Genomic DNA, 23,223 nt, shown 5'->3' on the forward strand with positions numbered 1-23,223 from the left:
CATTTCGGCCGTCTACATAATCAGGATGGTATCCGTCTATTAAGTCTTGGTATTGGAAAAAAACTGGTATACATTGCGACCTTTTTTTTCGAGGGCTCATTACGTTCACGCAGATTGCATCGTTACGTAGTAATACTTTTACAGCAATCCAGTAATGATCCTGGCACCAAACAATTAATAACGATGTAGAGGATCCACGATTTGATATATGGCACGAAGAAGTGGCTGACGGCGACGCTCGCGCTGAGCACGACCTACTACGGTGGCGTCTCGGCCGCGGACCTGACCGTTGCGTCAGGCAATACGCAGGTGTTCGACGGGTCGGCCAATTTTCCCGGCGGGGTCGATGTCAGCGGCGGCACGCTGGTGATCGGCGGCAACGGTGGCGGAGCAGGTGTCGCAATCGGTGGGAACGTCAATGCGACGTCGAACGGCACCATCGCGGGCTTCGGCTCGATCAATGGCGACCTCAGCGTCACGGGCAACTCGCGCGTTGCTCCCGGATATTCCGTCGGTACGCCGACCGGTGTCTCCAACGGCAACCTCGTCGTCAATGGCAATCTGTCGATGAACAACGCCGTGTTCGACTTCGAGACCGGCTATGCGGGGCTGCCCATTACGCAACCCGGCACCGGCGACAACATCACCGTGGGCGGCAATGTCGCCCTCAATAACACGACGCTGAATGTCTCGGTGAATACCTTGGGCGTCAACGCCGGCTACTACCGGATCCTGTCATACGGCGGCACCTTGAGCGGCAACGGCCTGTCGTTGGGCACGGTCACCGGCGACTCCGTGCCTGCGGCGACCATCCAGTCGCTGACCGGCGACAAGCAGATCAACCTGATCCTGGGTCCGAGCACGACCAACCTGTGGAACGGCGACGGCGCGGCGTCCGCGACCCGGGCGGGCGGCGGCAATGGCACCTGGAGCGCCGCCAGCACGAACTGGAATAGCCCAAGCAATGCCACCGGGGCCCTGCCCGACGGCGGTTACGCCATTTTCACCGGCGCGGCCGGCACCGTGACCGTCGACGGCGGCGCGGGCCCCGTGCGCGTATCGGGCATCCAGTTCGCCACCGACCGGTATCGCCTGCAAGGCGCTCCCATCACCCTGGTCGGCAGCGGCGGCAATCCTCCGGTCATCGTCGTCGGCGACGGCACCTATGCCTCCGGCCAATTCGTCGACACCATCGACAACCCCCTGCAAGGCACGCAGGGCTTCGTCAAGACCGGCCCGGGATCCGTGATCCTGACCGCCGACAGCAGCGGCCTGACCGGCCCCATCCTGATCGCCGACGGCGCGCTGGAAATCGACGGCAAGCTCAACGGCCCCGTCGATATCGGCCGCGAAGTCGTGCTGGCCGGCGTCGGCCAACTGGGCAGCACCACCCTGTATCCCACCGCGGTTGTCTCTCCCGGCAATGATGGCTCGCCCATTGGCACCCTCACCATCAACGGTGACCTCGCCTTCGGCCAAAACACCATCTATCGCGTGCATGCCGATCCCGCCAGCGCCGCCAGCGACCGCATCCACGTCACCGGCGTGGCCACCCTGGATGGCACCGTGGCGCACGTGGGCCCCGACGGCAACTATGCGCCGCGCACGGCCTACAACATCCTGACGGCGGACGGCGGCATACAAGGCAGGTTCACCGGCGCCTCCAGCACCTATGCATTCTTGACGCCCACGCTCAGCTACGACACGAAAAACGCGTTCATGACGCTTACGCGCAACGACGTACCGATAGGCAGCATCGGCGACTCGGAGAACGACAGCAGCGTGGGCGATGCCTTGGACAAGGAAGACCCGCCCGCAACCGGGAATGGATCGTCGTCGGCCGGAAACGAATCGTCGTCGACCGGAAACGGGTCGTCGTCGGCCGGAACCGAATCGACGCCGGCCGCCAACGGATCGCCGGTGATCGGGAGCGGCAGCGCAGCGGGCAAAGGCACTGGCGCCAGCCAGGTGACGACGGCGGTCCTCACCATGACGCCGGACGAAGCGCGCTCGGCCCTGAAGATGCTGTCAGGCGAAGCGTACGCAAGCACTGGCAGTGTGTTGCAGGCACAGGGAGATACCGTGCGTACGCTGCCGCTGGCCCACTTGCGCAGCAACCTCGACGCACCGGTGCTCGCCGGACGGCCGACGGCCCAATTGGGCTCGCCGTCGGCCGACGCCCTGCCGCAAGACGGCGCACATCCGGTCTGGGCGCAGGCATTCGGCAACTGGAGCACGTTCGGCGGCGACGGCAACGCGTCCAGCGTAAGCCAATCGGCCGGCGGGCTCTTCGTTGGCACCGATGGCGCAGTGGGCGGCGGCTGGCGACTGGGCGGCGCGCTCGGCTACACCGGCAGCCACAATTCGATCGCCGATGCGTCATCGCGCAGCAATGTCGACAGCTATACGGCAACGTTGTTCGGCGGACGAAACTTCCAGGCCGGACCCGGCCATTTCCGCTTCATGGCCGGCGCGGCCTACACCTGGCACGACATCGACACAAAGCGCGACGTGGCGGCCGGAAGCCTGAACCAGCGGCTCGAGTCGTCCTATCACGCCTCTTCGACGCAAGTGTTCACCGAACTCGGCTACAACCTGCCGCTGGGCGATGCCTACACCATTGAACCCTACGCCGGCCTGGCGTGGAATCAGGTGCGCACTCGCGACTTCGAGGAATCGGGCGGTACCGCCGCCCTGCACGGAACGGGAAGTTCCGACGATGTCACCAGCACCACGCTGGGACTGCGCGGCGCGTGGCAGTTCGGTTCCGACCAGGCACCGGGCCGCCTGACCGCGTCGCTGGGCTGGCGCCACGCAATGGGCGATGTGAAGCCCACGCAGAAGCTGGCTTTCGACGGCGGCAGCACCTTCTCGGTGACGGGCGTTCCGATCGCGCGCGACGCCGCAGTCCTCGGGCTGGGCGCCGAAATGACCATCGCGCGCAACACGACGGCCGGCATCGCCTACGATGCGCAGTTCGGTGGCGGCAACCGGCAGCAGTCCGGTCTGCTCAAGCTGGCCATGCGTTTCTAGGCCTACGCCGGAAGATGCGCAGGCGCCGCGCTCGCGGCGCCTGCGTTGTCGTGGAAGACGCTCGCTGCCATGCGCTCGCTGCCTGGCCGTCCGAGAGCGCTCCGTCTCTCGGACGCGCCCGCGACGAGGATCTCTTTCAGCGCATCCGGGCGCACCGCGCCAGCGGAACCTTTTGCGAAGCGCGCGCTCGGCCCTCCCGCTGCCGGGCGTGCTGGTGCTGAACTTCGCCTTCGTTCAGTCCGAGCAGGGGATGCTTATCGACGAGTATGGTCCGCCGATTCGGGCGGATACTCGTACCCAGATGTTCTTCGTCGTGTATGTGGGCTGAATTGCCGGCGCGCCGAGTGGGCTGGAGAGGGACAAGATATGAAGTCTCGTCGCATGGGGTGCCCCGAAGGACTCGGCGGGCATCTGACGGCTAGTGATCCAGCCGTTTGGGGCGCAACGTGGATACAACGCCCACGCAAGCCATTGATTCTGTGGTGCGCCCGACAGGAATCGAACCTGTATCAAGAGCTTCGGAAACTCTCATTCTATCCATTGAACTACGGGCGCAGTGCAAGGAGGCGGTATTGTACCTAGTTTTCCACGATATGCATGAAGTGGATCAAATCTTCAGTCAAACTCATCGAAAACCCCTTCAGTTGCATTGGACCTGCGTCCATGACACCGTTATATAATCCAGCGTTTGCTTGCAGGCGGGCATGGATTGCCGCCGACTTGTGCAGTACTGATTTTCTGTTGCCGCCGCCAGGCGCCCCCGGTACCCGTTAGCAGGATTTGGTCATGAGCAACGAGCAGGAACACATAGAAGAGCACTCCTCCCCCATCAAGACCCCGAAGCAATTGATCGTCACGATCGTCCTGGCTTTCGTGGTTCCCATCGCCATCATCATCCTACTGGTGAACATGGTGGTCTCGGGCACCAAGGTAGGAGCCGGTTCGGACGCGCTGTCCGGCGAAGCCATCGCCAGGCGCATCGCCCCGGTCGCGGGCTTCGAGCTGGTCGACGCCAACGCCCCCAAGGTCTTCAAGACCGGCGAACAGGTCTTCGCCGCCGTCTGTACGGCCTGTCACACCGCCGGCATTGCAGGCGCGCCCAAGATGGGCGACAACGCCGCCTGGGAGCCCTTCATCAAGGCCGGCTACGACGCCATGCTGAACGTGGCGCTGCACGGCAAGGGCGGCATGCCCGCCAAGGGCGGCAACCCCACCCTGTCCGACTTTGAAGTCGCGCGCGCCGTGGTCTACATGGCCAACAAGTCCGGCGCATCGCTGCCCGAACCCGCCGCGCCGGCCGAGGAAGGCGCCAAGAAGGAAGCGGACGCCGCTCCTGCCGCTGCCGCGCCCGTGGCCGCCGCCCCGGCTCCTGCTGTTGCCGCGGCCGCACCCGCCGCCGCAGCGCCCGCCGCCCCGGCAGCGCCCGCGCCGCAACAGGTCGCCGCCGTCAATCCGGCTGGCGAGAAGCTCTACAAGAGCGTCTGTTTCGCCTGCCACGCCACCGGCGTGGCCAACGCCCCCAAGTTCGGCGACAAGGCCGCCTGGGAGCCGTTCATCAAGACCGGCATGGACGCCATGGTGCTGGTCGCCATGCAAGGCAAGCCGCCGATGCCCCCGAAGGGCGGCGCGGCCAATGCCTCTGAAGAAGACATCCGCGCGGCAGTGCAGTACATGGTGGACGCGGCCAAGTAAGCCGCGACAAGCTCCCGCAGGCAAGAAAAAGCCCCTTGATCTCTCAAGGGGCTTTTTTTACGTCCAAGCCTTGTGGCCTGTCAGTCCGGCGAAGACTTCAGCAAGGACATGCCCAGCTGCACGCGGCGCTGCAGCCACAGGCTGGGACGGTAGCGGGGGTCGCCCGTCACGCGCTGCATGCTCTTCAGGATTTCCAGGATGCGGTCTGCGCCGAGCTTGTCGCCCAGGGCCAGCGGGCCCACCGGATAACCCAGGCCCAGGGTCACGGCCAGGTCGATGTCTTCGGGCGTGGCGATCCGCTGCTGCGCGATATCGCTGGCGATGTTGACGATGGTCGCCACGATGCGCTGCGCGATGAAGCCGGGCGAATCCTCGATCACCGTCACCGGCACGCCGTCCGCGGCCAGCAGCGCATGCGCGGCGTCGCGCCATTTGCCTTCGGTCGCGGGCGACGCCATGATGGTGCGGCGCTTGGCGCCGTCGAACGCATAGAGCGTGTCCAGGCCCACCGTGCGGGCCGGGTTCAGGCCTTGGGCGGAAACCGTGGTGGACACATCTTCACCGAACGGAGTGACGATGATGAGCGCATCGGCATCGGGCGAGGCGCCCGTGACCAGCGTGGCGCCCAGTTTTTCGATCAGCGCCGAAGCGCGCGCATAGCCTTCCGCATGCTTGGGGCTGACCCAGACCTTCAGCCCTGCCGGCAGCGCCGGCACGGGCGCTTCGGCCGGCACCTGCTTCTGGCCGTCGGCGTAGACGTAGAAGCCTTCGCCGGCCTTGCGGCCGATCAGGCCGCCCGCCAGGCGCACGGTCGTGATCGGCGACGGACGGAAGCGCGGCTCATCGAAGAACTGGCGGTAGATGGACTCCATGACCGGGTGCGACACGTCCAGCGCGGTCAGGTCCAGCAGCTCGAACGGGCCCATGCGGAAACCGGCCTGCTCGCGCATGACGGCGTCCACCTGGGCGAAGGTGGCCACGGCCTCCTGCGCCACGCGCAGGCCTTCGGTATTCATGCCGCGGCCGGCATGGTTGACGATGAAGCCGGGCATGTCCTTGGCGCGCACGGGCGTGTGGCCCATGCGGCGGGCCAGGTCGGCCAGCGCATCGCCCACCTCGGGCGCGCTGCGCAGGCCGTCAATGACCTCCACCACCTTCATCAGCGCCACGGGATTGAAGAAGTGATAGCCGGCCACGCGCTGCGGACGCTTGCAGGCGGCCGCGATGGCGGTGATGGACAGGGACGACGTGTTGGACGCCAGGATGCAGTCTTCCGAGACCACGCCTTCCAGCGCCGCGAACAGGTCGCGCTTGACGTCCAGCCGCTCGACGATCGCTTCCACCACCAGCTGGCACTTCGACATGTCGGTCAGCGCGGTGGCGGACTCCACGCGCTCCAGCGCGGCGTGCGCGTCGGCGGTGGTCAGCTTGCCCTTCTGGGCCAGCTTTTCCCAGGTCTGGCGCAGCGACTCGCGCGCGGCGGCCACGGCGTCGGCGCTGGTGTCGTACAAGCGCACGCGCAAGCCGGCTTGCGCCGCGATCTGCGCGATGCCGCGCCCCATGGCCCCGGCGCCCACGACGCCGATGGTTTGAATCTCCGTCATCAACTATCTCCTGCCTGTATTGGAATTGGATTCAGGCCCGGCTCTGCGCCAGCGCCTGGATTTCTTCGGCCGACAGCCCCAGTTTTTCGGACAGGACCTGCTCGGTGTGCTCGCCCAGCATGGGCGGCGGACGGCGGTACTCGACCGGGCTGCCGGAGAACTTCAGCGGGCTGGCCGCCATCGGCACGGTGCCGGCCGCCGGATGCGGCAGCTCGCGCTTCATGCCGCGGGCCAGGACGTGGGGATCTTCGTAGACCTGGTCCAAGGTGTTGATGGGACCCGCCGGCACGCCCACGCTTTCCAGCGCGGCAAGCCAGTGGTCGCGCTCGCCGGTGGCCATGCGCTCGGCCAAGAGCGGCACCAGTTCCTCGCGGTTTTTCACGCGTTGCGGATTGGTGGAGAAGCGCGGGTCCGCCGACAGCTCGGGCAGGCCGATCGCGCCGCAGTAGTTGCGGAACTGGCTGTCGTTGCCGACCGCCACGATCAGGTGGCCGTCGCTGGCCGCGAAGACCTGGTACGGCACCAGGTTCTGGTGCGCGTTGCCGGCGCGCTTGGGCGCCGTGCCGGAAGTCATGAAGTTGAGGTTCTGGTTGGCCAGCATGGTGACCTGGCAATCCAGCAAGGCCATGTCGATGTGCTGGCCCAGGCCGCTCTTGGCGCGCTCGAGCAAAGCCGCCAGGATGCCGACGGTGGAATACATGCCGGTCATCAGGTCGGCCACGGCCACGCCCGCCTTCTGCGGACCACCGCCGGGCAGATCGTCGCGTTCGCCCGTGATGCTCATCAGGCCGCCCATGCCCTGGATCATGAAGTCATAGCCGGGACGGCTGGCGTACGGGCCGGTCTGGCCGAAGCCGGTGATCGAGCAATAGATCAGGCGCGGGTTGATTTCCTTCAGGCTGTCGTAGTCCAGACCATATTTGGAAAGCCCGCCGACCTTGAAGTTTTCCACCAGGATGTCGCTTTGCAGCGCCAGTTCGCGCACCAGCTCCGCGCCGCGCGGCGACGCGATGTCCAGCGCCACCGACATCTTGTTGCGGTTGGCCGACAGGTAATACGCGGCCTCGGTGGTGTCGTGGCCCGCTTCGTCCTTCAGGTAGGGAGGCCCCCAGGCGCGCGTGTCGTCGCCCGAGCCGGGCCGTTCGATCTTGATCACCTCGGCGCCGAGGTCGGCCAGGTTCTGGGTGCACCAGGGGCCCGCCAGCACGCGGGTCAGATCCAGCACGCGTATGCCGGTAAGGGGAGCGGGACGTTGCGACATCTGTAATCTTTTCGCTAGAAGAGAAATGAGAACTTCCGGCCCGCGGCCATGCGCAAGCCAGACTGGAATTCCGTCATGCCCGACGGCGGCCCGTCTGAGCCGCCGCCGGATCACCATTCGTCAGACTGGATATTAGCCTTTCGAACACCATCGCCGGATTTTCTGATCGCCGAAAGATCAGGAGTGGGCCTTGATGGTCTCGCGGGCGATCACCAGCTGCTGGATCTGCGAAGTGCCCTCAAAGATGCGGAACAGGCGCACGTCGCGATAGAAACGTTCCACGGCGTATTCGGACATGTAGCCCGCGCCGCCGTGGATCTGGACCGCGCGGTCTGCGACGCGGCCCACCATTTCGGTGGAGAACAGCTTGCAGCAGGCGGCCTGCATGGTGGTGTTTTCGCCGCGGTCGCGCATGCGGGCGGCGTCCAGCACCATGCAGCGCGCGGCGTAGAGTTCGGCCTGGCTGTCTGCGATCATGGCCTGGATCAGCTGGAATTCGGCAATGGGCTGGCCGAACTGCTTGCGTTCCGTGGCGTACTTCACGGCATCGCTCAAGAGGCGGTCGGCGATGCCCACGCACAGGGCCGAGATGTGCAGGCGGCCTTTGTCCAGCACGCGCATGGACGTGCGAAAGCCGTTGCCTTCCTCTCCGCCCAGCAGGGCGCCGGCCGGTACGCGGCAGTTGTCGAACACGACGTCGCTGGTCAGGGCGCCGGCCTGCCCCATTTTCTTGTCGGGCTTGCCGATGATCAGGCCGGGCGTGCCCGCTTCGACCAGGAAGCACGAGATCGAATTGGCGCGGCGTTCCGGCGCGGTGCGCGCCATGACCGAGAACAGGCCGGCGATGGGCGCGTTGGTGATGTAGCGCTTGGTGCCGTTCAGCACGTAGCTGTCGCCGTCGCGTTCGGCGGACAGACGCAACGCCATGGCGTCGGAGCCGGCGTCGGGTTCGGTCAGCGCGAAGGAGCCGATGAGTTCGCCGCTGGCCAGCTTGGGCAGGTAGCGGGCGCGCTGCTCGTCGGTGCCGGCCAGGACGATGGCTTGCGAGCCGATGCCGATGTTGGTGCCGGCCAGCGAGCGGAACGCGGGCGAAGTCTGGCCCACTTCGAACACGACGCGGACTTCCTCTTCCATGGTCAGGCCCAGGCCGCCGAAATCCGGCGAAATGGACAGGCCGAAGAGGCCCAGTTCACGCATTTCGTTGACGATATCGGGCGGCACCTGGCCGCTGGTGGCCAGTTCGTCCTCGGCGGGGATCAGGCGTTCGTGCACGAAGCGGCGCACGGCGTCCAGCAGCAGGGTCAGGGTTTCGTTGTCGAGGGCCATGATGGGAGTCTCACTAGTCAAATACAGGACAAGGTTCGGGAGGACGCTGCGCTCAGGCGCGCATGCCGCCCACCAGCAAATCGAAATAGCCGGCGGCGATGGCTTCGGCGCTATCGCCCTGGCCCGGCTTGTACCAGCGCACCATCCAATTCAGCATCGACAGCACCGCGCGGCCGGTGGCGGCCACGTCCAGCGGGCGGAACGCGCCCTCGGCCACGCCTTGCGCGATCACCTCACGCAGGCGTCTTTCGTAGCTGTCGCGCAGCCGGGCGGCGTCTTCGCGTTCGGGCAGCGCCATGCCCGAATAGCCGACCAGCATGGTCACGAATTCCGCGTGATGCTGCTCGAAATAGCGGGCGTGGCCCACCATGAACGCGCGCAGCCGCGCCACCCCGCCTCCGGCTTCGGCCACATCCCGGCCGACCGTCTGGGTCAGGCCGTTCAGCGCGTCCAGGATGATGGCGTCGTAGATGTCTTGCTTGGTGGGGTAATAGTGATAGATGGCCGCCTTCGACGCTCCGATGGCCGCGGCCAGGTCCGAGACGGAACTGCCGTCGTAGCCGCTGCGGGCGAACAGCTTGGCGGCTTCTTCCAGGATGCGTTCGCGCGGAGCGGCCAAGGTGGGCGGCCGGCCGGCTCGGGCGCGTTTCTCTACGGGAGGGGCGGAGGTCGCCATGACAGCCTTTGCGTAAGGCCACGCGGATGCTGGGGGGTTCTGGCGAACCTCCATTGACAGCGGTTCCGCGCATGCCGTTAAATAAGGAATAATTAATTACCGGACGGTCGGTAGGTAATTATATACCCCAAAAACACCACACGACGACGCCATGACCAATTCTCTTGTGACTGATTTGTATGGCCAGATGTCCTTGCCGGTCATCAGCGCCCCCATGTTCATCGTCTCCAACCCGAAGCTGGTGATCGCCCAGTGCACGAGCGGCATCGTGGGATCGTTCCCCGCCCTCAACGCCCGCCCGCAGACCCAGCTGACCGATTGGCTGGACGAAGTCCAGGCCGGCCTGGCCTCCCACCGCGAGGGTAACCCCGGCGCCACCATTGCGCCGTTCGCGGTCAACCAGATCATTCACCAGTCCAACGACCGCCTGGAGCAGGACCTGGCCGTGTGCGCCAGCCACCGCGTGCCGCTGATCATCACCAGCCTTCGCGCACCCGGCGACCTGGTCAAGGGCGTGCACGACTGGGGCGGCAAGGTTTTCCATGACGTGACCACCATCCGCCATGCCGAAAAGGCGCTGGAGGCCGGCGTGGACGGCCTGATCCTGGTATGCGCGGGTGCGGGCGGCCACGCCGGCACCCTCAGCCCCTTTGCGCTGATCTCCGAAGTGCGCCGCTTCTATGACGGCCCGCTGATCCTGTCCGGCGCCATCACCTCGGGCGCCCACGTGCTGGCCGCGCAGGCCATGGGCGCGGACTTCGCCTACATGGGCACGCGCTTCATCGCCAGCGAAGAAGCCAACGCCAGCGAGGACTACAAGGCCGCCATCGTCCAGGCCAGCGCCTCGGACATCCTGTACACCCCCTTCTTCACGGGCATTCCCGGCAACTACCTGAAGGCCAGCATCGCCGCCGCCGGCCTGGACCCGGCCAATCTGCCGCAGCCCGACAGCGGCGCGTCCAATTTCGGCTCGACCCGCGTCAAGCCCTGGAAGGACATCTGGGGCGCGGGCCAGGGCGTGGGCGGCATCGCCAGCGTGGAACCGACCCGCAAGATCGTCGACACGCTGCGCCGCGAATACGCGGACGCGAAGGCCCGATTGGCCAGCAGGGCCCACGCATGAGCGCGGGCCTGAGGGTCTCCCGCGACGGCGCCGTCCTGACGCTGGTCATCGACCGCCAGGACCGGCGCAATGCGCTGGACACGGCCACCTACGCCGCGCTGACCGAGCAGATCTCGCTGGCCAGCGCCGACCTGGCGGTGTCCGCCGTCATCCTGACGGGCGCGGGCGAACACTTCACGGCGGGCAATGACTTGCGCGACTTCCAGGCGGAGCGCGGCGCGGGCGACAGCGCGGGCCTGACATTCCTGCGGGCCCTGACCACGGCCGCGGTGCCGGTGATCGCCGCGGTCGAAGGCTACGCCATCGGCATCGGCGTGACCCTGCTGCAGCATTGCGATTTCGTCCATATCGGGGAAGGCGCCACCTTGCGCATGCCCTTCGTGGCGCTGGGCCTGTGCCCGGAGGGCGCGTCCAGCCTGCTGATGCCGCGCCTGGCCGGGCGCCGCGCGGCGGAGTGGCTGCTGCAAGGCAAGGCGTTTTCCGCCCGGGACGCGCACGAAAGCGGCCTGGCCACCTCGGTCACGCCCAAGGGCCAGGCGCTGGCGGCGGCCCAGGCCACCGCCGCCGACCTGGCGCGCCAGCCGCCCGCGGCGCTGCGCCTGACCAAGGCCATGATGAAGCGCGCCGACCGCCAGGCCATCCAGGAAACGCTGGACTATGAGGCCCAGCAGTTCCGCGCCCGCCTGCAGACCGAAGAGGCGCAGGCGGCGTTCGCGAAGTTCTTCAAGAAATAGCGCAACGCCTCAGAACGGCGAGTCGGGCCGGAAGTTCGGCGCCCGGCGTTCGCGCAGGGACTGGATCCCTTCGCGCACGTCCGGGCCGCCAAAGCCCATGAACTCCAGCGCCAGCGACGTATCGAAGCTCGGCCCCGCCATGCGCAGCCAGTTGTTCAGCGAATACTTGGTCCAGCGGATGGCGGTCTGCGAGCCCGCCGCCAGCTTGTTGGCCACCTCGAACGCTTTGGAAATCAGCTCGGCCTCGTCCACACACAGGGAAACCAGGCCGATGCGCTCGGCTTCCTCGCCCGAGACGGTTTCGCACAGCATCAGGTAGTACTTTGCCTTGGCCATGCCGCACAGCAGCGGCCAGACGATAGCGGCATGGTCCCCCGCCGCCACGCCCAGGCGGGTGTGGCCGTCGATGATCCGCGCGTCGCGCGCCGCGATCGAGATGTCGGCCAGCAGGCCGGCCACCAGCCCCGCGCCCACCGCCGCGCCGTGCATGGCGGACACGATGGGCTTGCTGCAGTTGATGATGTTGTAGACCAGGTCGCGGGCCTCGCGCCAGACACGCGTGCGCACGTGGAAGTCGTCGGCCATCTGCTGCACCAGTTCCAGGTCGCCGCCGCCCGAGAAGCCCTTGCCCTCGCCGCGGATCACCACGACCCGGGTATCGGGGTCGGTGTCGATGTCGCGCCAGATGTCCGCCAGTTCCCGGTGCATGCGGTCGTCGGCGGTGGACAGCTTGCCCGGCTGTCCGCCCTTGGTCCCCATGATCAGTTCCAGCACGCCGCCGGGATGCCGGCGCAGCTTCAGGGATTCATAGGCCGAATAGTGTTCCAGCGTGATGTCGGTCATTGTCTGCTCCGGGTGGTCTCTTATATATGTGGGGGGTAGGCCAGAGGCTGGCGCTTTTTTGCGCACTATAGTGGATACGCCCGTCCCCGCCACGCCGATTCCCCGAGGAGCCTCAGCCCATGAACACCCCCGCCCCGTCCGCCGGCGCCCCCATCGACCGCGCCGCCCTGCCCGCCCTGTTCACCCCCCGCGGCCAGGACACGCACAAAGGCAGCTTCGGCACCGTGGGCGTGGTGGGCGGCGGCCCCGGCATGACGGGCGCCGCCCTGCTGGCCGCCCGCGCGGCCCTGAAGACCGGCGCCGGAAAGGTGCTGGTGGGTTTCGCCCAGGATGCATCGCCCCTGCCCTGCGACCTCCTGCAACCCGAACTGATGCTGCGCGACTTCCGCTCGCTGCTGGACGAGGACTGGGGCGTCACGGCCTGGGTCGCGGGCTGCGGTATCGGCACCGGGGCGCTTGCGGCGAATGCGCTGTCCGAATTGTTCGTGCTGCGGCGCGACGCGCCGCTGGTGCTGGATGCCGACGGCCTCAACCTGCTGGCCCGGGGCGACATCCGCCCCAACTGGGGCACCGGCCCCGTGGTGCTGACCCCGCATCCGGCCGAGGCCGCCCGCCTGCTGGGCGTCGGCACGGACCAGGTCCAGGGCGACCGGCCGGGCGCCGCGTGGCGGCTCGCGCAGCGCTACCAGGCCTGGGTCGTGCTCAAGGGCGCCGGCACCGTGGTGTGCGCCCCCGACGGCGACTTGCGGATCAACACCAGTGGCAACCCTGGCCTGGCCACGGCCGGAACCGGGGACGTGCTGGCGGGCATGCTGGGCTCGCTGATGGCCCAGAAGCTGCCGCTGGACCAGGCGGTGCCCGGGGCAGTCTGGCTGCATGGCGCGGCGGCCGACGCGCTGGTCGCGCAAGGCACAGGCCCGATCGGCCTGACGGCGGGCGAGCTCGCGGATGCCGCCCGCGCCCTGCGTAATGGCCGCTAAGTCCCCGTCAAATAAACATTTTTACAACATACTAGGGTTTTCCCTAAAAAGGACGTTGCTTTTGATTTAGGGTTATCCCTATAATGGTTTACCCCAAGACGAAACGGACTGGAGAAAACCATGAGCGAACTGACCTTGAACCACACTGCCCGCCTGACCGACGCGCTGGAGCGTGACCTGCTCCGCGGCGCTCTCGAGAACCAACCGAATTCCCACCCGCTGACCAACCTGAAGAAGGCTGGCCAATCCGTAGCCGCAGCCGTTGCCGCCGTGTTTGCCTTCATCGACGAAGTGAATGAATCGATGAACAAGGCGCGTGCCGCCAGCTCGCGCTTCTCCGGATCGCAGTGGTAAGACCAGCCGCGCCGGGCTGAATCGCGACCGATCTCCCGCGATTCACCCTGGCGCGCTGCCGTTGCAGCGCCCGCTTGGCCCTCCCCAAGCGCCCTCTGCGACGGATCCGGCGCCCGCCCCTCACCGGCGCCATCGCGCCGCGCCGGCCCCTTTCGGGCCCCCGCGACGCCCTCTTTGCTTCCCCCTCTCGGCGTTTTCCCTAGCGCCTCTTTCGCCGTTGCGCATTGACAGCGCGCGAAGCCCCTACCGATAATCGGCCCCTTGCCGTCGTGCCTGGCGCCAAACCCCGATAAGCCCCTGGCCGACGCAGTCGCCCGGCTGGCGCAGGTGGTCCATCCGCAAGCACGATCCGGTTCGTTTCCCATCCGGAGTTGTCACCATGAAGTTGCGCACCACCCTGGCCCTTGTGGCCGCCGCCATCCCCCTGGCAGCCGCCCAAGCCCAGACGCTGAAGGTCGGCCTGTCGGCCGAACCCACGTCGGCGGATCCCCACTATCACAAGATGACGCAGAACGACGCGTTTTCCGCGCACGTCTACAGCTCTCTGGTGGGCCGCAGCGCCGACATGAAGCTGGTGCCCCAGCTGGCCACGTCGTGGAAGAACCTGGACGACCTGACCTGGGAATTCAAGCTGCGCGACGACGTCAAATTCTCCAACGGCAAGCCGTTCACGTCCGAAGACGTGCTGTTCACGATCTGCCGCACGCTGAACAACGAAACCAACGTGTCACAGTCCTACATGGACATGACCAAGCGCATCACCGACGTCCAGACGCCGGATGCGCACACCGTGATCATCAAGACCGGCGAGCCCTTCCCGCTGATGCCCGCCGAACTGGCGCGCTCGCTGCCCATCATCTGGAACGGCATCGTCGAACACGGCAAGCTCACCTACGACCCCAAGAAGGGTTGCGGCGTGACGGGCGCCTGGCCCACCGTGGCGGACTTCAACAACGGCAAGGACGCCATCGGCACCGGCCCCTACATGCTGAAGTCCTACGTCAAAGGCACCGGCATCGAGCTGGTCCGCAACGAAAACTACTGGGGCACCAAGCCGCACTGGAAGGAAGTGAAGTTCGTGCCGGTGCCCTCGGCCGGCCCGCGCCTGACCGGCCTGCTGTCCGGCGACTTCGACATGATCGAAAACCCCGCCGCGCGCGACCTGCCGCGCCTGAAGGACAACCCCAAGTTCGGTTTCGTGGCCACCCCGTCCACCCGCCTGGTGTTCTTCCAGCCCGACGTGGGCCGCAACCCGAGCCCGTTCGTCAAGAGCGCCGACGGCAAGAATCCGCTGCAGGACCTGCGCGTGCGCAAGGCCATCTCCATGGCCATCGACCGCAAGACCATCACGGCCCGCATCATGGACGGCATGGCCACCCCGGCCTACCAGTACATGCCCGACGGCATGTTCGGCGCCCTGCCCAAGGCCCCGGAAATCAAGTACGACCCGGAAGGCGCCAAGAAGCTGCTGGCCGAAGCCGGCTACCCCAACGGCTTTGAACTGACGCTGTCGTCCACCAACGACCGTTATGTCAACGATGGCCAGATCGCCCAGGCCGTGGCCCAGTACCTGGCCCGCGTCGGCATCAAGACCAACGTGGACGCCATGACGGCCTCCATCTACTTCCCCAAGCGCGCCAAGCGCGAGTTCAGCTTCTCGATGGGCGGCTGGCCGGCGGAAACCGGTGAAGCCTCGGCGCTGTTCCAGCTGTGGGTGGCATCCCTGGATTCCCCCGCCAGCCTGGGCACCAGCAACTACGGCGGCTTCTCCAGCGCCGACTTCGACAAGGTCTACAAGCAGGCCATCGTGACGGTCGACGCGCCCAAGCGCGAAAAGCTGCTGCAGGAATCCACCCAGATCGCGCTGGACAACGTGCCGCTGATCCCGCTGCACTTCGAAAGCAGCATCTGGGCCTTCCGCAAGGGCATTTCGTACGAAGGCCGCCGCGACCAGTACACCCTGGCCACCTCGGTCACGCCCGACGCAAAGTGAGCCGGTTTGCCTGAATGAAAAAAACGGCTGCCTTGCGCAGCCGTTTTTCTATCCCTATACAATCCTCTCGCTTCATCGGAATTCCCATGCCCACGTCTTTGCCCTCGCCCAGCCCACGTCCTTTCCTTCTTGCCTGTCCGGATCTGTCGGCCGAACGCTTGGGTAATTCGGAGACGCCCGGCGTCTGGCATTTCGACTCCGGGATGCCCGGCAAGCGCGTCATGCTCAGCGCGCTGATCCACGGCAACGAACTGTGCGGCGCCTGGGCGCTCAAGGATGCCCTGGCCGCGGGCCTACGCCCGCGGCGCGGTTCGCTGACGCTGGCGTTCTGCAACCTGGCCGCGTTCGACCGCTTCGACTCCCGCAACTACGCCCCGGCGCGCTTCGTCGACGAAGACATGAACCGCGTCTGGAGCGACGACAAGATCTCCGTGCCGATCAGCCAGGAACGCCGCCGTGCCGCCGAGATCCGCCCCTGGGTGGAACGGGCGGACTGGCTGCTGGACTTCCATTCGATGAGCAATTCCGACGTGCCGCTGCAGCTGACCGGCCTGGAACGGCGCAATATCGACCTGGCGCTGGCGCTGGGCAACCCGGCCACCATCATCGCCGACGCCGGCCACGCCGCCGGGGTGCGCATGCGCGACTATGGCCGTTTCGGCGAAAGCGGCGACAACGGCACCCGTTCCCTGCTGATCGAATGCGGTTTCCATGGCGCGCCCGAAGCGCGCGGCGTGGCGGTCGACCAGATGGCGCGCTTCCTGGTCGAGGCCGGCACGGTTGATCGCGGCGATATCCCCGCCGGCTGGTTCGCGCCTGGCGCCCCCATGCAGCGCGCATTGCGCGTGACGCACGCCATCGCCGCCAAGAGCGCCGACTTCCGTTTCGCCGAACCCTGGAAAGGCCTGGAAACGCTGCCCGCCGCCGGCACCGTGATCGGCTGGTCCGAGGGCGAGCCCGTCGTCACGCCCTATGACAACTGCGTGCTGATCATGCCGTCCACCGCCAATCTGCGGCCCGGCGTGACCGTCGTCCGCCTGGCGCAGCCCATCGTCTGAGCCAGCACGCGCGGCGCCCGCGAAGAAGGCGCCGCCGGCAATACCCATAACAACAAGGGAAGAACATGTCAGCCAAGGTTTTCACTCGCAGCGCGTTGCTTGCCTGTACGCTTGCCGGCTTCGCCCCCGCCGTCCTGGCGCAGGCCCAGCCGGCCACCCTGAGGATCGGCCTGTCGTCCGAGCCGACCTCGATGGATCCGCACTACCACCAGGCCACGCCGAACGACGCGATGACCTCGCACATGTTCGAGACGCTGGTGGGGCAGGATGCAAAGATGAACCTGATTCCCCGGCTGGCCACGGCATGGAAGCCGGTGGACGACACCACCTGGGAGTTCACGCTGCGCGAAGGCGTCAAGTTCTCCAACGGCCAGCCGTTCACGGCCCAGGACGTGATCTTCACGTTCTGCCGCGTGATGAACAACGAACAGGCCATCGGCGGCTCCTACCCCGCCATCGTCCAGAAGTTCGCCGACGTGCAGGCGCGCGGCGACCACACCCTGGTGATCAAGACGCGCAAGCCCTATCCGCTGCTGCCCAACGACCTGACCCGCACCGCGATGCTGTGGAACGGCATCGTCGAGCACGGCCCCATTTCCTTCGACCTGCAGAACAAATGCGGCGTGACCGGCGCCTGGCCGACCGTGGCGGACTTCAACGGCGGCCGCGACGTGATCGGCACCGGCCCGTACACCTTGAAGTCCTACGTCAAGGGCACCGCCATCGAACTGGCGCGCAATGAGGCGTACTGGGGCGACAAGCCAACCTGGCCGAACGTGAAGCTGGTCCCCGTGCCGGCGGCCGGCCCGCGCCTGACCGGCCTCCTGGCCGGCGACTTCGACCTGATCGAGAACCCGGCCGCGCGCGACGTAAAGCGCATTTCGGAAACCCCGGGGTTCGGCCACGTGATCACGCCGTCCGTGCGCGTGGTGTATTTCCAGTTCGACGTGGCGCGCAGTCCCAGCCCCACGGTCAAGGCGGCCGACGGCAAGAATCCGCTGCAGGACGTGCGGGTGCGCCGCGCGATCTCCATGGCGATCGACCGCAAGACGATCGCCGCCCGCATCATGGACGGGGCGGCCACGCCGGCCAACCAGTTCCTGCCGGACGGAATGTTCGGCACCCTGCCCCATCCGCCTGAGCTGAAGTACGACCCGGACGGCGCCAGGAAGCTGCTGGCCGAGGCCGGCTACCCGGACGGCTTCGAGCTGTCCGTCTCGTCCACCAACGACCGTTACATCAACGACGCCCAGATCTCGCAGGCGGTGGCGCAGTACCTGGCGCGCATCGGCATCAAGACGACCGTCGACGCCATGACGCGCTCCGTGTATTTCCCCAAGCGCGCCAAGCGCGAATTCAGCTTCGCGATGGGCGGCTGGTCGTCGGAAACCGGCGAGGCCTCGTCTTTCCTACAATACTGGGTCAGCCGGTTCGACAAAGAGCATGGCCTGGGCACCAGCAACTACGGTGGCTATGACAACCCGGCGTTCGACGGCGTCTTCAAGCGCGCCCTGGTGACCGTGGATCCGGCCGAGCGCGAAAAGCTGCTGCAAGAGTCCCTGACGCTTGCGCTGGCCGACCTGCCCAGCATTCCCCTGCACTTCGAAAGCAGCATCTGGGCGTTCAAGCAGGGGCTGGCCTACGAAGGCCGGGCCGACCAATACACCCTGGCCATGTCGGCCAAACCCGCCAAGTAAGCACTCGGCGTCCGCAAACCCTGAGCCCACCAAGGAAATCATCACGTGGCCTTGTTCATCCTACGCAGACTGATACAGAGTCTGTTCGTGCTGCTGGCCGTTTCGGTCGTGGTCTTCTTCGCGGTGTATGCCGTGGGCGACCCGATCGAGCTGCTGGTCAGCCCCGAAGCCAGCCAGGCCGCGCGCGAGGCGATGATCGCCCGCCTGGGCCTGGACCTGCCCGTGTGGCAGCAGTACACCGGGTTCCTGTGGCGCGCGCTGCACGGCGACCTGGGCACGTCCTTCGTCCATGGCATCCCCGCGATCGAACTGATCGTGCAGCGCATCCCCGCCACGTTCGAGCTGGTCATCGTCGCCATCCTGCTGACCTGTGTGATCGGCATTCCGCTGGGCCTGGTCGCGGGCCTGTACCGTGACGAGTACCTGGGCCGCGGCATCATGGCCTCGTCCGTGCTGGGCTTTTCGCTGCCGAACTTCTGGCAGGGCATGATGCTGATCCTGCTGTTCGCCGTGTGGCTGGGCTGGCTGCCCGCCACCGGCCGCGGCGACACGGTCACCGTGCTGGGCGTGCGCCTGTCCATCCTGACCGCCGACGGCTGGTCCCACCTGATCATGCCGGCGATCAACCTGGCGCTGGCCAACATCGCCCTGGTGCTGCGGCTGACGGCCTCCGGCGTGGTCGAGGCCCGCAGCCAGGACTACGTGAAGTTCGCGCGGGCCAAGGGCGTCAAGCCCGGGCGCATCGTGCGCCGCCACATCCTGCGCAACATCCTGATCCCCGTGGTCACGGTGATCGGCATGGAGTTCGGCAGCCTCATCGCCTACTCCACCATCACCGAGACCGTGTTCGCGTGGCCCGGCATGGGCAAGCTGCTCATCGACAGCGTCTACCAGCTCGACCGCCCGGTCGTGGTGGCGTACGTGATGCTGGTCACCCTGATCTTCGTGGTCATCAACCTGGTTGTGGACATCCTGTACGCCGCGCTCGACCCGCGCGTGCAGCTCGTGGCCCCCGCTCAATAATCCGCCATGGCTAATTCTCCCAATCCCGGCCGCACCCGCACCGTCCAGCCTCTGGCCGAGACGCCCAAGCGCGCCGCCATCCTGAAGAAACTGCACGCGCGCCCCACCGTGCGCGGCTCCGTCATCGCGCTGGCCATCCTGGTGATCCTGGTGGTCTTCGCGCCGTATTTCGCGCCGCAGAACCCGTACGACCTGGCCAACCTGTCGCTCATGGACGGCCGCCTGGCGCCGCGCCAGGCGCTGATGGACGGCAGCATCGCCTGGCTGGGCACCGACGACCAGGGCCGCGACATGCTCAGCGCCATCCTGTATGGCCTGCGCATCAGCCTGATGGTGGGCCTGTCCGCCGTCGTGCTGGCCACCGCCATCGGCGGCGCGATCGGCCTGGTGGCCGCCTATGTGGGCGGCCTGGTCGACACCGTGCTGATGCGCATCGTCGACTTCATCCTGGGCTTTCCGACCATCCTGGTGGCGCTGGTGCTGCTGGTGGTGCTGGGGCGCGGGGTCGACAAGGTGATCCTGGCGCTGGTGCTGGTCCAGTGGGGGCATTACGCGCGCATCATGCGCAGCCGCGCCCTGCAGGAACGCCGCAAGGAATACGTCGAAGCCGCCGCCAACCTGGGCTTCCCGGCCTGGCGCATCATGCTCTTTCACCTGCTGCCCAACTGCCTGGGCCCCGTGATGGTGTTCGCCACCATCCAGATCGCCACCGCGATCGCCCTGGAAGCGACGCTGTCCTTCCTGGGGGTGGGCGTGCCCATCACCGAGCCCTCCCTGGGCCTGTTGATCTCCAACGGCTTCCAATACCTGCTGTCGGGCGACTACTGGATCAGCCTGTTCCCGGGCATTGCGCTCCTGGTGCTGATCCTTTCCATCAATATCGTGGGCGACCGCCTGCGCGAAAGCCTGGATCCTCGACGAGCATGAGCGACATTCTTCTTGATGTGCGCGGCCTGCGCACTGCATTCCATACCGAGGCCGGCGCCTGGCTGGCGGTCGACGGCGTCGACCTCACCGTGCGCCGCGGCGAGATCGTCGGCCTGGTCGGCGAATCGGGCTCCGGCAAGTCCGTCACGGGCTTCTCGCTGCTGGGCCTGATCGACCCGCCCGGAGAGGTCGTGGACGGCGAGGTGAAGTTCAAGGGCGCCGACCTGCGCAAGCTGTCCGAAGAGCAGATGCGCCAGTTGCGCGGCAACCGCATCGCCATGATCTTCCAGGACCCGCTGATGACGCTCAACCCGGTGCTGCGCATCGGCGAGCAGATGATGGAAGCGATCCTCACGCATGAAAACGTGTCGCGCGCGGCCGCCGAGGAACGCTGCCGCGAGGCGCTGGCCATGGTGGGCATCCCGTCGCCGGAAACGCGCCTGAAAAGCTACCCGCACGAGTTCTCCGGCGGCATGCGCCAGCGCGTCGCGATCGCGATCGCGATGCTGAACAAGCCCGATCTCATCATCTGCGACGAGCCGACCACGGCGCTGGACGTCACCATCCAGGGCCAGATCCTCTACCGCATGCAGGAGATCTGCCGCGAGCACAACACCGCGCTGATCTGGATCACCCACGACCTGGGCGTGGTGTCCGAACTGGCCGACCGCGTGGCCGTGATGTATGCCGGTCGCATCGTCGAAAGCGGTCCGGTCGAACAGGTGCTGGATGCGCCGCGCCACCCCTATACCAAGGGCCTGCTGGACTCGATGCCCGGCGCCACGCAACCGGGTGCGCGCCTGCACCAGATCAACGGCATGGCGCCCAGCCTGGCTGGCCGCCCCTCGGGCTGTGCGTTCCGTCCGCGTTGCCCCAACGCGGTCACGCGCTGCACCGAGCAAGCCCCCTCCGTCACCACCGAAGGTCCGCGCAGCTACCGCTGCTACGTGCCGATAGCCCGCGAGGCACAGCAGCGATGAGTCAAGTCGATACCCCCGTCATCGAGCTCAAGAACGTCCACAAGCGCTTCGAGCAGCGGCCCGACCTGGCCCAGCGCATCCTGGCCCTGACCGGCCGTCCCATCGACCGCCGCACCGTCTATGCCGTCAATGGCGTGGACCTGTCGATCAAGCGTGGCGAAGTCGTGGGCCTGGTGGGCGAATCCGGCTGCGGCAAGTCCACGCTGGGCCGCGTCGTAGCCGGCCTGCATCGCCAGAGCGAAGGCCAGCTGCTGTACCAGGGCCAGGACGCCAACCGCCTGCGCGGCGCGGAAAAGCTGGCCTACACGCTGGGCGTGCAGATGATCTTCCAGGACCCGCAGGCCTCGTTGAACCCCCGCCAGCGCCTGCGCCAGATCCTGGGCGAATCGCTGAAGGTCCACAAGCTGGCGCCCCCCGCCCAGATTCCCGCGCGCATCGACCAGGCGTTGAAGGAAGTCGGCCTGGACGCCGAATACCGCGACCGTTTCCCGCACCAGATCTCGGGCGGCCAGCGCCAGCGCATCGGCATCGCCCGCGCGCTGATGGTGGCGCCGAAGTTCCTGGTCTGCGACGAGCCCGTGGCCGCGCTGGACGTGTCCATCCAGGCGCAGGTGATCAACCTGTTCATGGACCTGCGCGAGCAGCACGGCTTCACGTATCTGTTCATCAGCCATGACCTGGGCGTGGTCAAGCACATCTCCGACCGCGTCGCGATCATGTACCTGGGCAAGATCGTGGAGATCTCCACGTCGACAGAAATCTTCGCGCGGGCCAATCACCCCTACACTCAGGCCTTGATGGCCGAAGTGCCGGACGTGGCCCGCCGCGGCCGCAAGTTCACGCCGATCAAAGGCGAGATCCCGTCGCCGCTGAATCCGCCGCCCGGCTGCACCTTCAACCCCCGTTGCCCCCACGCCATGCCGCGCTGCCGCGAGCAGGCGCCGGTCCTGAAAGAAATCTCGGCGGGCCACTGGTCGGCCTGTCACCTGAATGAAGTGAGCGCCTGATGAAACCCTCTGAGATGTCCAACGCCGATCGCATCGCCATCGAGATGGGCCATGCCGGCCGCAATGCCATCCTGTATGTGGACGAGGACCGCAACTCCGACCGTCCGTTCAAACTGCAGACCTACCGTCCCTACGGCTACACCCCGGACCGCCCGGTGGTCATCGTGCAGCACGGCGTGCTGCGCAATGGCGACGAATACCGCGACTTCTGGGTCGAGGCCGCCGACAAGCACAAGCTGCTGATCGTGGCGCTGACCTTCTCCAACGAGATCTGGCCCGGCGTGGAGAGCTACAACAACGGCCGCGTGTTCTCGGCCGGCGGCAATCCCCGCCACATCGACGGCTGGACGTATGCGCTAGTGGGCAACGTCATCAAGGACATGATCGCCGGCGAGATCACGGACGGCCAGAACATCTACCTGTTCGGCCACAGCGCGGGCGGCCAGTTCGTCCATCGCCTGATGAGCAGCCAGTCGCACGCGCCGTTCAAGGCGGTGACGGCCGGCAACCCCGGCTGGTACACGCTGCCTACGTTCGACTATCCCTTCCCCGAGGGCATGGACGGCGTGGGCCTGACCGAAGAGCACCTGGTGAAGCTGCTGGCCTATCCGATGACCATCCTGGCGGGCGACCAGGACATCGCCACCGACGATCCCAATCTGCCGTCCGAGCCCGCCGCGATGCGCCAGGGCCCGCACCGTTTTGCGCGCGCGCAGAACTACTACGAGGCCGGCCGCAAGGAAGCCGAGCGCCGCGGCGTGCCGTTCGGCTGGACGCTGCAGGTCGTGCCGGGCATCGGCCACGACGGCCGCGCCATGTCCGCGGTCTGCGCCAGCCTGTGGTTCGACGGCAAGATGCCCGACGACGCCGAGCTCGCCCGCCTGGCCGGCCAGCAGGTCGCCTGACCTCCCC

General features: G+C 66.8%; 19 protein-coding genes and 1 tRNA gene. 14 read left to right on the top strand and 6 right to left on the bottom strand.

Annotated elements, in window-relative coordinates; genetic code table 11:
* Nucleotides 1–201: 201 nt before the first annotated feature.
* Nucleotides 202–3,033, top strand: coding sequence for an autotransporter outer membrane beta-barrel domain-containing protein (locus HLG70_RS19700; RefSeq protein WP_171665917.1), 2,832 nt, complete (start codon nucleotides 202–204; stop codon nucleotides 3,031–3,033).
* 480 nt (nucleotides 3,034–3,513) lie between these two features.
* On the opposite strand, the gene HLG70_RS19705 is transcribed toward HLG70_RS19700, so the two are convergent.
* Nucleotides 3,514–3,588 (bottom strand) — tRNA-Arg (locus HLG70_RS19705).
* A 231-nt stretch (nucleotides 3,589–3,819) separates the two neighbouring features.
* On the opposite strand from HLG70_RS19705, the gene HLG70_RS19710 reads away from it, so the two are divergent.
* Entirely contained in the window at nucleotides 3,820–4,725 is a 906-nt protein-coding gene (locus HLG70_RS19710; RefSeq protein WP_171665919.1) for a c-type cytochrome, read from the top strand.
* Between the two features lie 80 nt (nucleotides 4,726–4,805).
* Here the strand turns inward: HLG70_RS19710 and HLG70_RS19715 are convergent, their stop codons facing one another.
* The 4 genes from HLG70_RS19715 to HLG70_RS19730 all read right to left on the bottom strand — a co-directional run bounded on the left by HLG70_RS19715 (nucleotide 4,806) and on the right by HLG70_RS19730 (nucleotide 9,592).
* Complete coding sequence (locus HLG70_RS19715; RefSeq protein WP_171665921.1) at nucleotides 4,806–6,329, bottom strand: 3-hydroxyacyl-CoA dehydrogenase; 1,524 nt, start codon at nucleotides 6,327–6,329, stop codon at nucleotides 4,806–4,808.
* A 31-nt stretch (nucleotides 6,330–6,360) separates the two neighbouring features.
* On the bottom strand, nucleotides 6,361–7,590 hold the full coding sequence (locus HLG70_RS19720; protein WP_171665923.1) for a CaiB/BaiF CoA transferase family protein: 1,230 nt from the start codon (nucleotides 7,588–7,590) through the stop codon (nucleotides 6,361–6,363).
* Between the two features lie 177 nt (nucleotides 7,591–7,767).
* Nucleotides 7,768–8,916, bottom strand: a complete 1,149-nt coding sequence (locus HLG70_RS19725) for an acyl-CoA dehydrogenase family protein (protein ID WP_171665925.1) — start codon at nucleotides 8,914–8,916, stop codon at nucleotides 7,768–7,770.
* A gap of 52 nt (nucleotides 8,917–8,968) precedes the next feature.
* Nucleotides 8,969–9,592: a TetR/AcrR family transcriptional regulator gene (locus tag HLG70_RS19730; RefSeq protein ID WP_171665927.1), complete on the bottom strand. Its 624-nt coding sequence runs from the start codon at nucleotides 9,590–9,592 to the stop codon at nucleotides 8,969–8,971.
* A gap of 151 nt (nucleotides 9,593–9,743) precedes the next feature.
* Here HLG70_RS19730 and HLG70_RS19735 point away from each other — a divergent pair, with 151 nt between their 5' ends.
* Together HLG70_RS19735 and HLG70_RS19740 are read left to right on the top strand one after the other, a co-directional pair.
* Complete coding sequence (locus HLG70_RS19735; RefSeq protein ID WP_171665929.1) at nucleotides 9,744–10,715, top strand: NAD(P)H-dependent flavin oxidoreductase; 972 nt, start codon at nucleotides 9,744–9,746, stop codon at nucleotides 10,713–10,715.
* Nucleotides 10,712–11,449 (top strand): enoyl-CoA hydratase-related protein, encoded by a 738-nt coding sequence (locus HLG70_RS19740; RefSeq protein ID WP_171665930.1) that lies wholly within the window; start codon nucleotides 10,712–10,714, stop codon nucleotides 11,447–11,449. Before HLG70_RS19735 ends, HLG70_RS19740 begins: the two co-directional genes overlap by 4 nt.
* Before the next feature lie 9 nt (nucleotides 11,450–11,458).
* Here HLG70_RS19740 and HLG70_RS19745 read toward each other — a convergent pair whose 3' ends face one another.
* Nucleotides 11,459–12,292, bottom strand: a complete 834-nt coding sequence (locus HLG70_RS19745) for an enoyl-CoA hydratase/isomerase family protein (RefSeq protein WP_171665932.1) — start codon at nucleotides 12,290–12,292, stop codon at nucleotides 11,459–11,461.
* Between the two features lie 119 nt (nucleotides 12,293–12,411).
* On the opposite strand from HLG70_RS19745, the gene HLG70_RS19750 reads away from it, so the two are divergent.
* From HLG70_RS19750 to HLG70_RS19795, 10 genes are all read left to right on the top strand, one after another.
* Nucleotides 12,412–13,272 (top strand): NAD(P)H-hydrate dehydratase, encoded by an 861-nt coding sequence (locus HLG70_RS19750; RefSeq protein WP_171665934.1) that lies wholly within the window; start codon nucleotides 12,412–12,414, stop codon nucleotides 13,270–13,272.
* 120 nt (nucleotides 13,273–13,392) lie between these two features.
* Nucleotides 13,393–13,626: a hypothetical protein gene (locus HLG70_RS19755; RefSeq protein ID WP_171665936.1), complete on the top strand. Its 234-nt coding sequence runs from the start codon at nucleotides 13,393–13,395 to the stop codon at nucleotides 13,624–13,626.
* 379 nt (nucleotides 13,627–14,005) lie between these two features.
* Nucleotides 14,006–15,619, top strand: a complete 1,614-nt coding sequence (locus HLG70_RS19760) for an ABC transporter substrate-binding protein (protein WP_171665938.1) — start codon at nucleotides 14,006–14,008, stop codon at nucleotides 15,617–15,619.
* A gap of 86 nt (nucleotides 15,620–15,705) precedes the next feature.
* The gene (locus HLG70_RS19765) at nucleotides 15,706–16,677 is read left to right on the top strand and encodes a succinylglutamate desuccinylase/aspartoacylase domain-containing protein (RefSeq protein WP_171665940.1); all 972 of its coding nucleotides are present in this window, start codon (nucleotides 15,706–15,708) and stop codon (nucleotides 16,675–16,677) included.
* Nucleotides 16,678–16,742: 65 nt separating this feature from the next.
* Complete coding sequence (locus HLG70_RS19770; RefSeq protein WP_171665942.1) at nucleotides 16,743–18,374, top strand: ABC transporter substrate-binding protein; 1,632 nt, start codon at nucleotides 16,743–16,745, stop codon at nucleotides 18,372–18,374.
* A gap of 45 nt (nucleotides 18,375–18,419) precedes the next feature.
* Nucleotides 18,420–19,397: an ABC transporter permease gene (locus HLG70_RS19775; RefSeq protein WP_171665944.1), complete on the top strand. Its 978-nt coding sequence runs from the start codon at nucleotides 18,420–18,422 to the stop codon at nucleotides 19,395–19,397.
* A gap of 6 nt (nucleotides 19,398–19,403) precedes the next feature.
* A complete protein-coding gene (locus HLG70_RS19780; RefSeq protein ID WP_171665946.1) occupies nucleotides 19,404–20,324 on the top strand; it encodes an ABC transporter permease in 921 nt (306 codons plus the stop codon).
* Nucleotides 20,321–21,304: an ABC transporter ATP-binding protein gene (locus tag HLG70_RS19785; protein ID WP_171665948.1), complete on the top strand. Its 984-nt coding sequence runs from the start codon at nucleotides 20,321–20,323 to the stop codon at nucleotides 21,302–21,304. Before HLG70_RS19780 ends, HLG70_RS19785 begins: the two co-directional genes overlap by 4 nt.
* Nucleotides 21,301–22,311 (top strand): ABC transporter ATP-binding protein, encoded by a 1,011-nt coding sequence (locus HLG70_RS19790; RefSeq protein WP_171665950.1) that lies wholly within the window; start codon nucleotides 21,301–21,303, stop codon nucleotides 22,309–22,311. Before HLG70_RS19785 ends, HLG70_RS19790 begins: the two co-directional genes overlap by 4 nt.
* Entirely contained in the window at nucleotides 22,311–23,216 is a 906-nt protein-coding gene (locus HLG70_RS19795) for an alpha/beta hydrolase (protein WP_171665952.1), read from the top strand. Before HLG70_RS19790 ends, HLG70_RS19795 begins: the two co-directional genes overlap by 1 nt.
* Nucleotides 23,217–23,223: the final 7 nt, after the last annotated feature.

It is taken from the genome of Achromobacter deleyi (assembly GCF_013116765.2).
Lineage (GTDB): Bacteria > Pseudomonadota > Gammaproteobacteria > Burkholderiales > Burkholderiaceae_B > Achromobacter > Achromobacter deleyi_A.

Bases quoted from the DNA above. Each gene is read 5' to 3' on its own strand.
- HLG70_RS19710 (WP_171665919.1), top strand. From the start codon at position 3,820: ATGAGCAACGAGCAGGAACACATAGAAGAGCACTCCTCCCCCATCAAG.
- HLG70_RS19715 (WP_171665921.1), bottom strand. From the start codon at position 6,329: ATGACGGAGATTCAAACCATCGGCGTCGTGGGCGCCGGGGCCATGGGG.
- HLG70_RS19720 (WP_171665923.1), bottom strand. From the start codon at position 7,590: ATGTCGCAACGTCCCGCTCCCCTTACCGGCATACGCGTGCTGGATCTG.
- HLG70_RS19725 (WP_171665925.1), bottom strand. From the start codon at position 8,916: ATGGCCCTCGACAACGAAACCCTGACCCTGCTGCTGGACGCCGTGCGC.
- HLG70_RS19730 (WP_171665927.1), bottom strand. From the start codon at position 9,592: ATGGCGACCTCCGCCCCTCCCGTAGAGAAACGCGCCCGAGCCGGCCGG.
- HLG70_RS19735 (WP_171665929.1), top strand. From the start codon at position 9,744: ATGACCAATTCTCTTGTGACTGATTTGTATGGCCAGATGTCCTTGCCG.
- HLG70_RS19740 (WP_171665930.1), top strand. From the start codon at position 10,712: ATGAGCGCGGGCCTGAGGGTCTCCCGCGACGGCGCCGTCCTGACGCTG.
- HLG70_RS19745 (WP_171665932.1), bottom strand. From the start codon at position 12,292: ATGACCGACATCACGCTGGAACACTATTCGGCCTATGAATCCCTGAAG.
- HLG70_RS19750 (WP_171665934.1), top strand. From the start codon at position 12,412: ATGAACACCCCCGCCCCGTCCGCCGGCGCCCCCATCGACCGCGCCGCC.
- HLG70_RS19755 (WP_171665936.1), top strand. From the start codon at position 13,393: ATGAGCGAACTGACCTTGAACCACACTGCCCGCCTGACCGACGCGCTG.
- HLG70_RS19760 (WP_171665938.1), top strand. From the start codon at position 14,006: ATGAAGTTGCGCACCACCCTGGCCCTTGTGGCCGCCGCCATCCCCCTG.
- HLG70_RS19765 (WP_171665940.1), top strand. From the start codon at position 15,706: ATGCCCACGTCTTTGCCCTCGCCCAGCCCACGTCCTTTCCTTCTTGCC.
- HLG70_RS19770 (WP_171665942.1), top strand. From the start codon at position 16,743: ATGTCAGCCAAGGTTTTCACTCGCAGCGCGTTGCTTGCCTGTACGCTT.
- HLG70_RS19780 (WP_171665946.1), top strand. From the start codon at position 19,404: ATGGCTAATTCTCCCAATCCCGGCCGCACCCGCACCGTCCAGCCTCTG.
- HLG70_RS19785 (WP_171665948.1), top strand. From the start codon at position 20,321: ATGAGCGACATTCTTCTTGATGTGCGCGGCCTGCGCACTGCATTCCAT.
- HLG70_RS19790 (WP_171665950.1), top strand. From the start codon at position 21,301: ATGAGTCAAGTCGATACCCCCGTCATCGAGCTCAAGAACGTCCACAAG.
- HLG70_RS19795 (WP_171665952.1), top strand. From the start codon at position 22,311: ATGAAACCCTCTGAGATGTCCAACGCCGATCGCATCGCCATCGAGATG.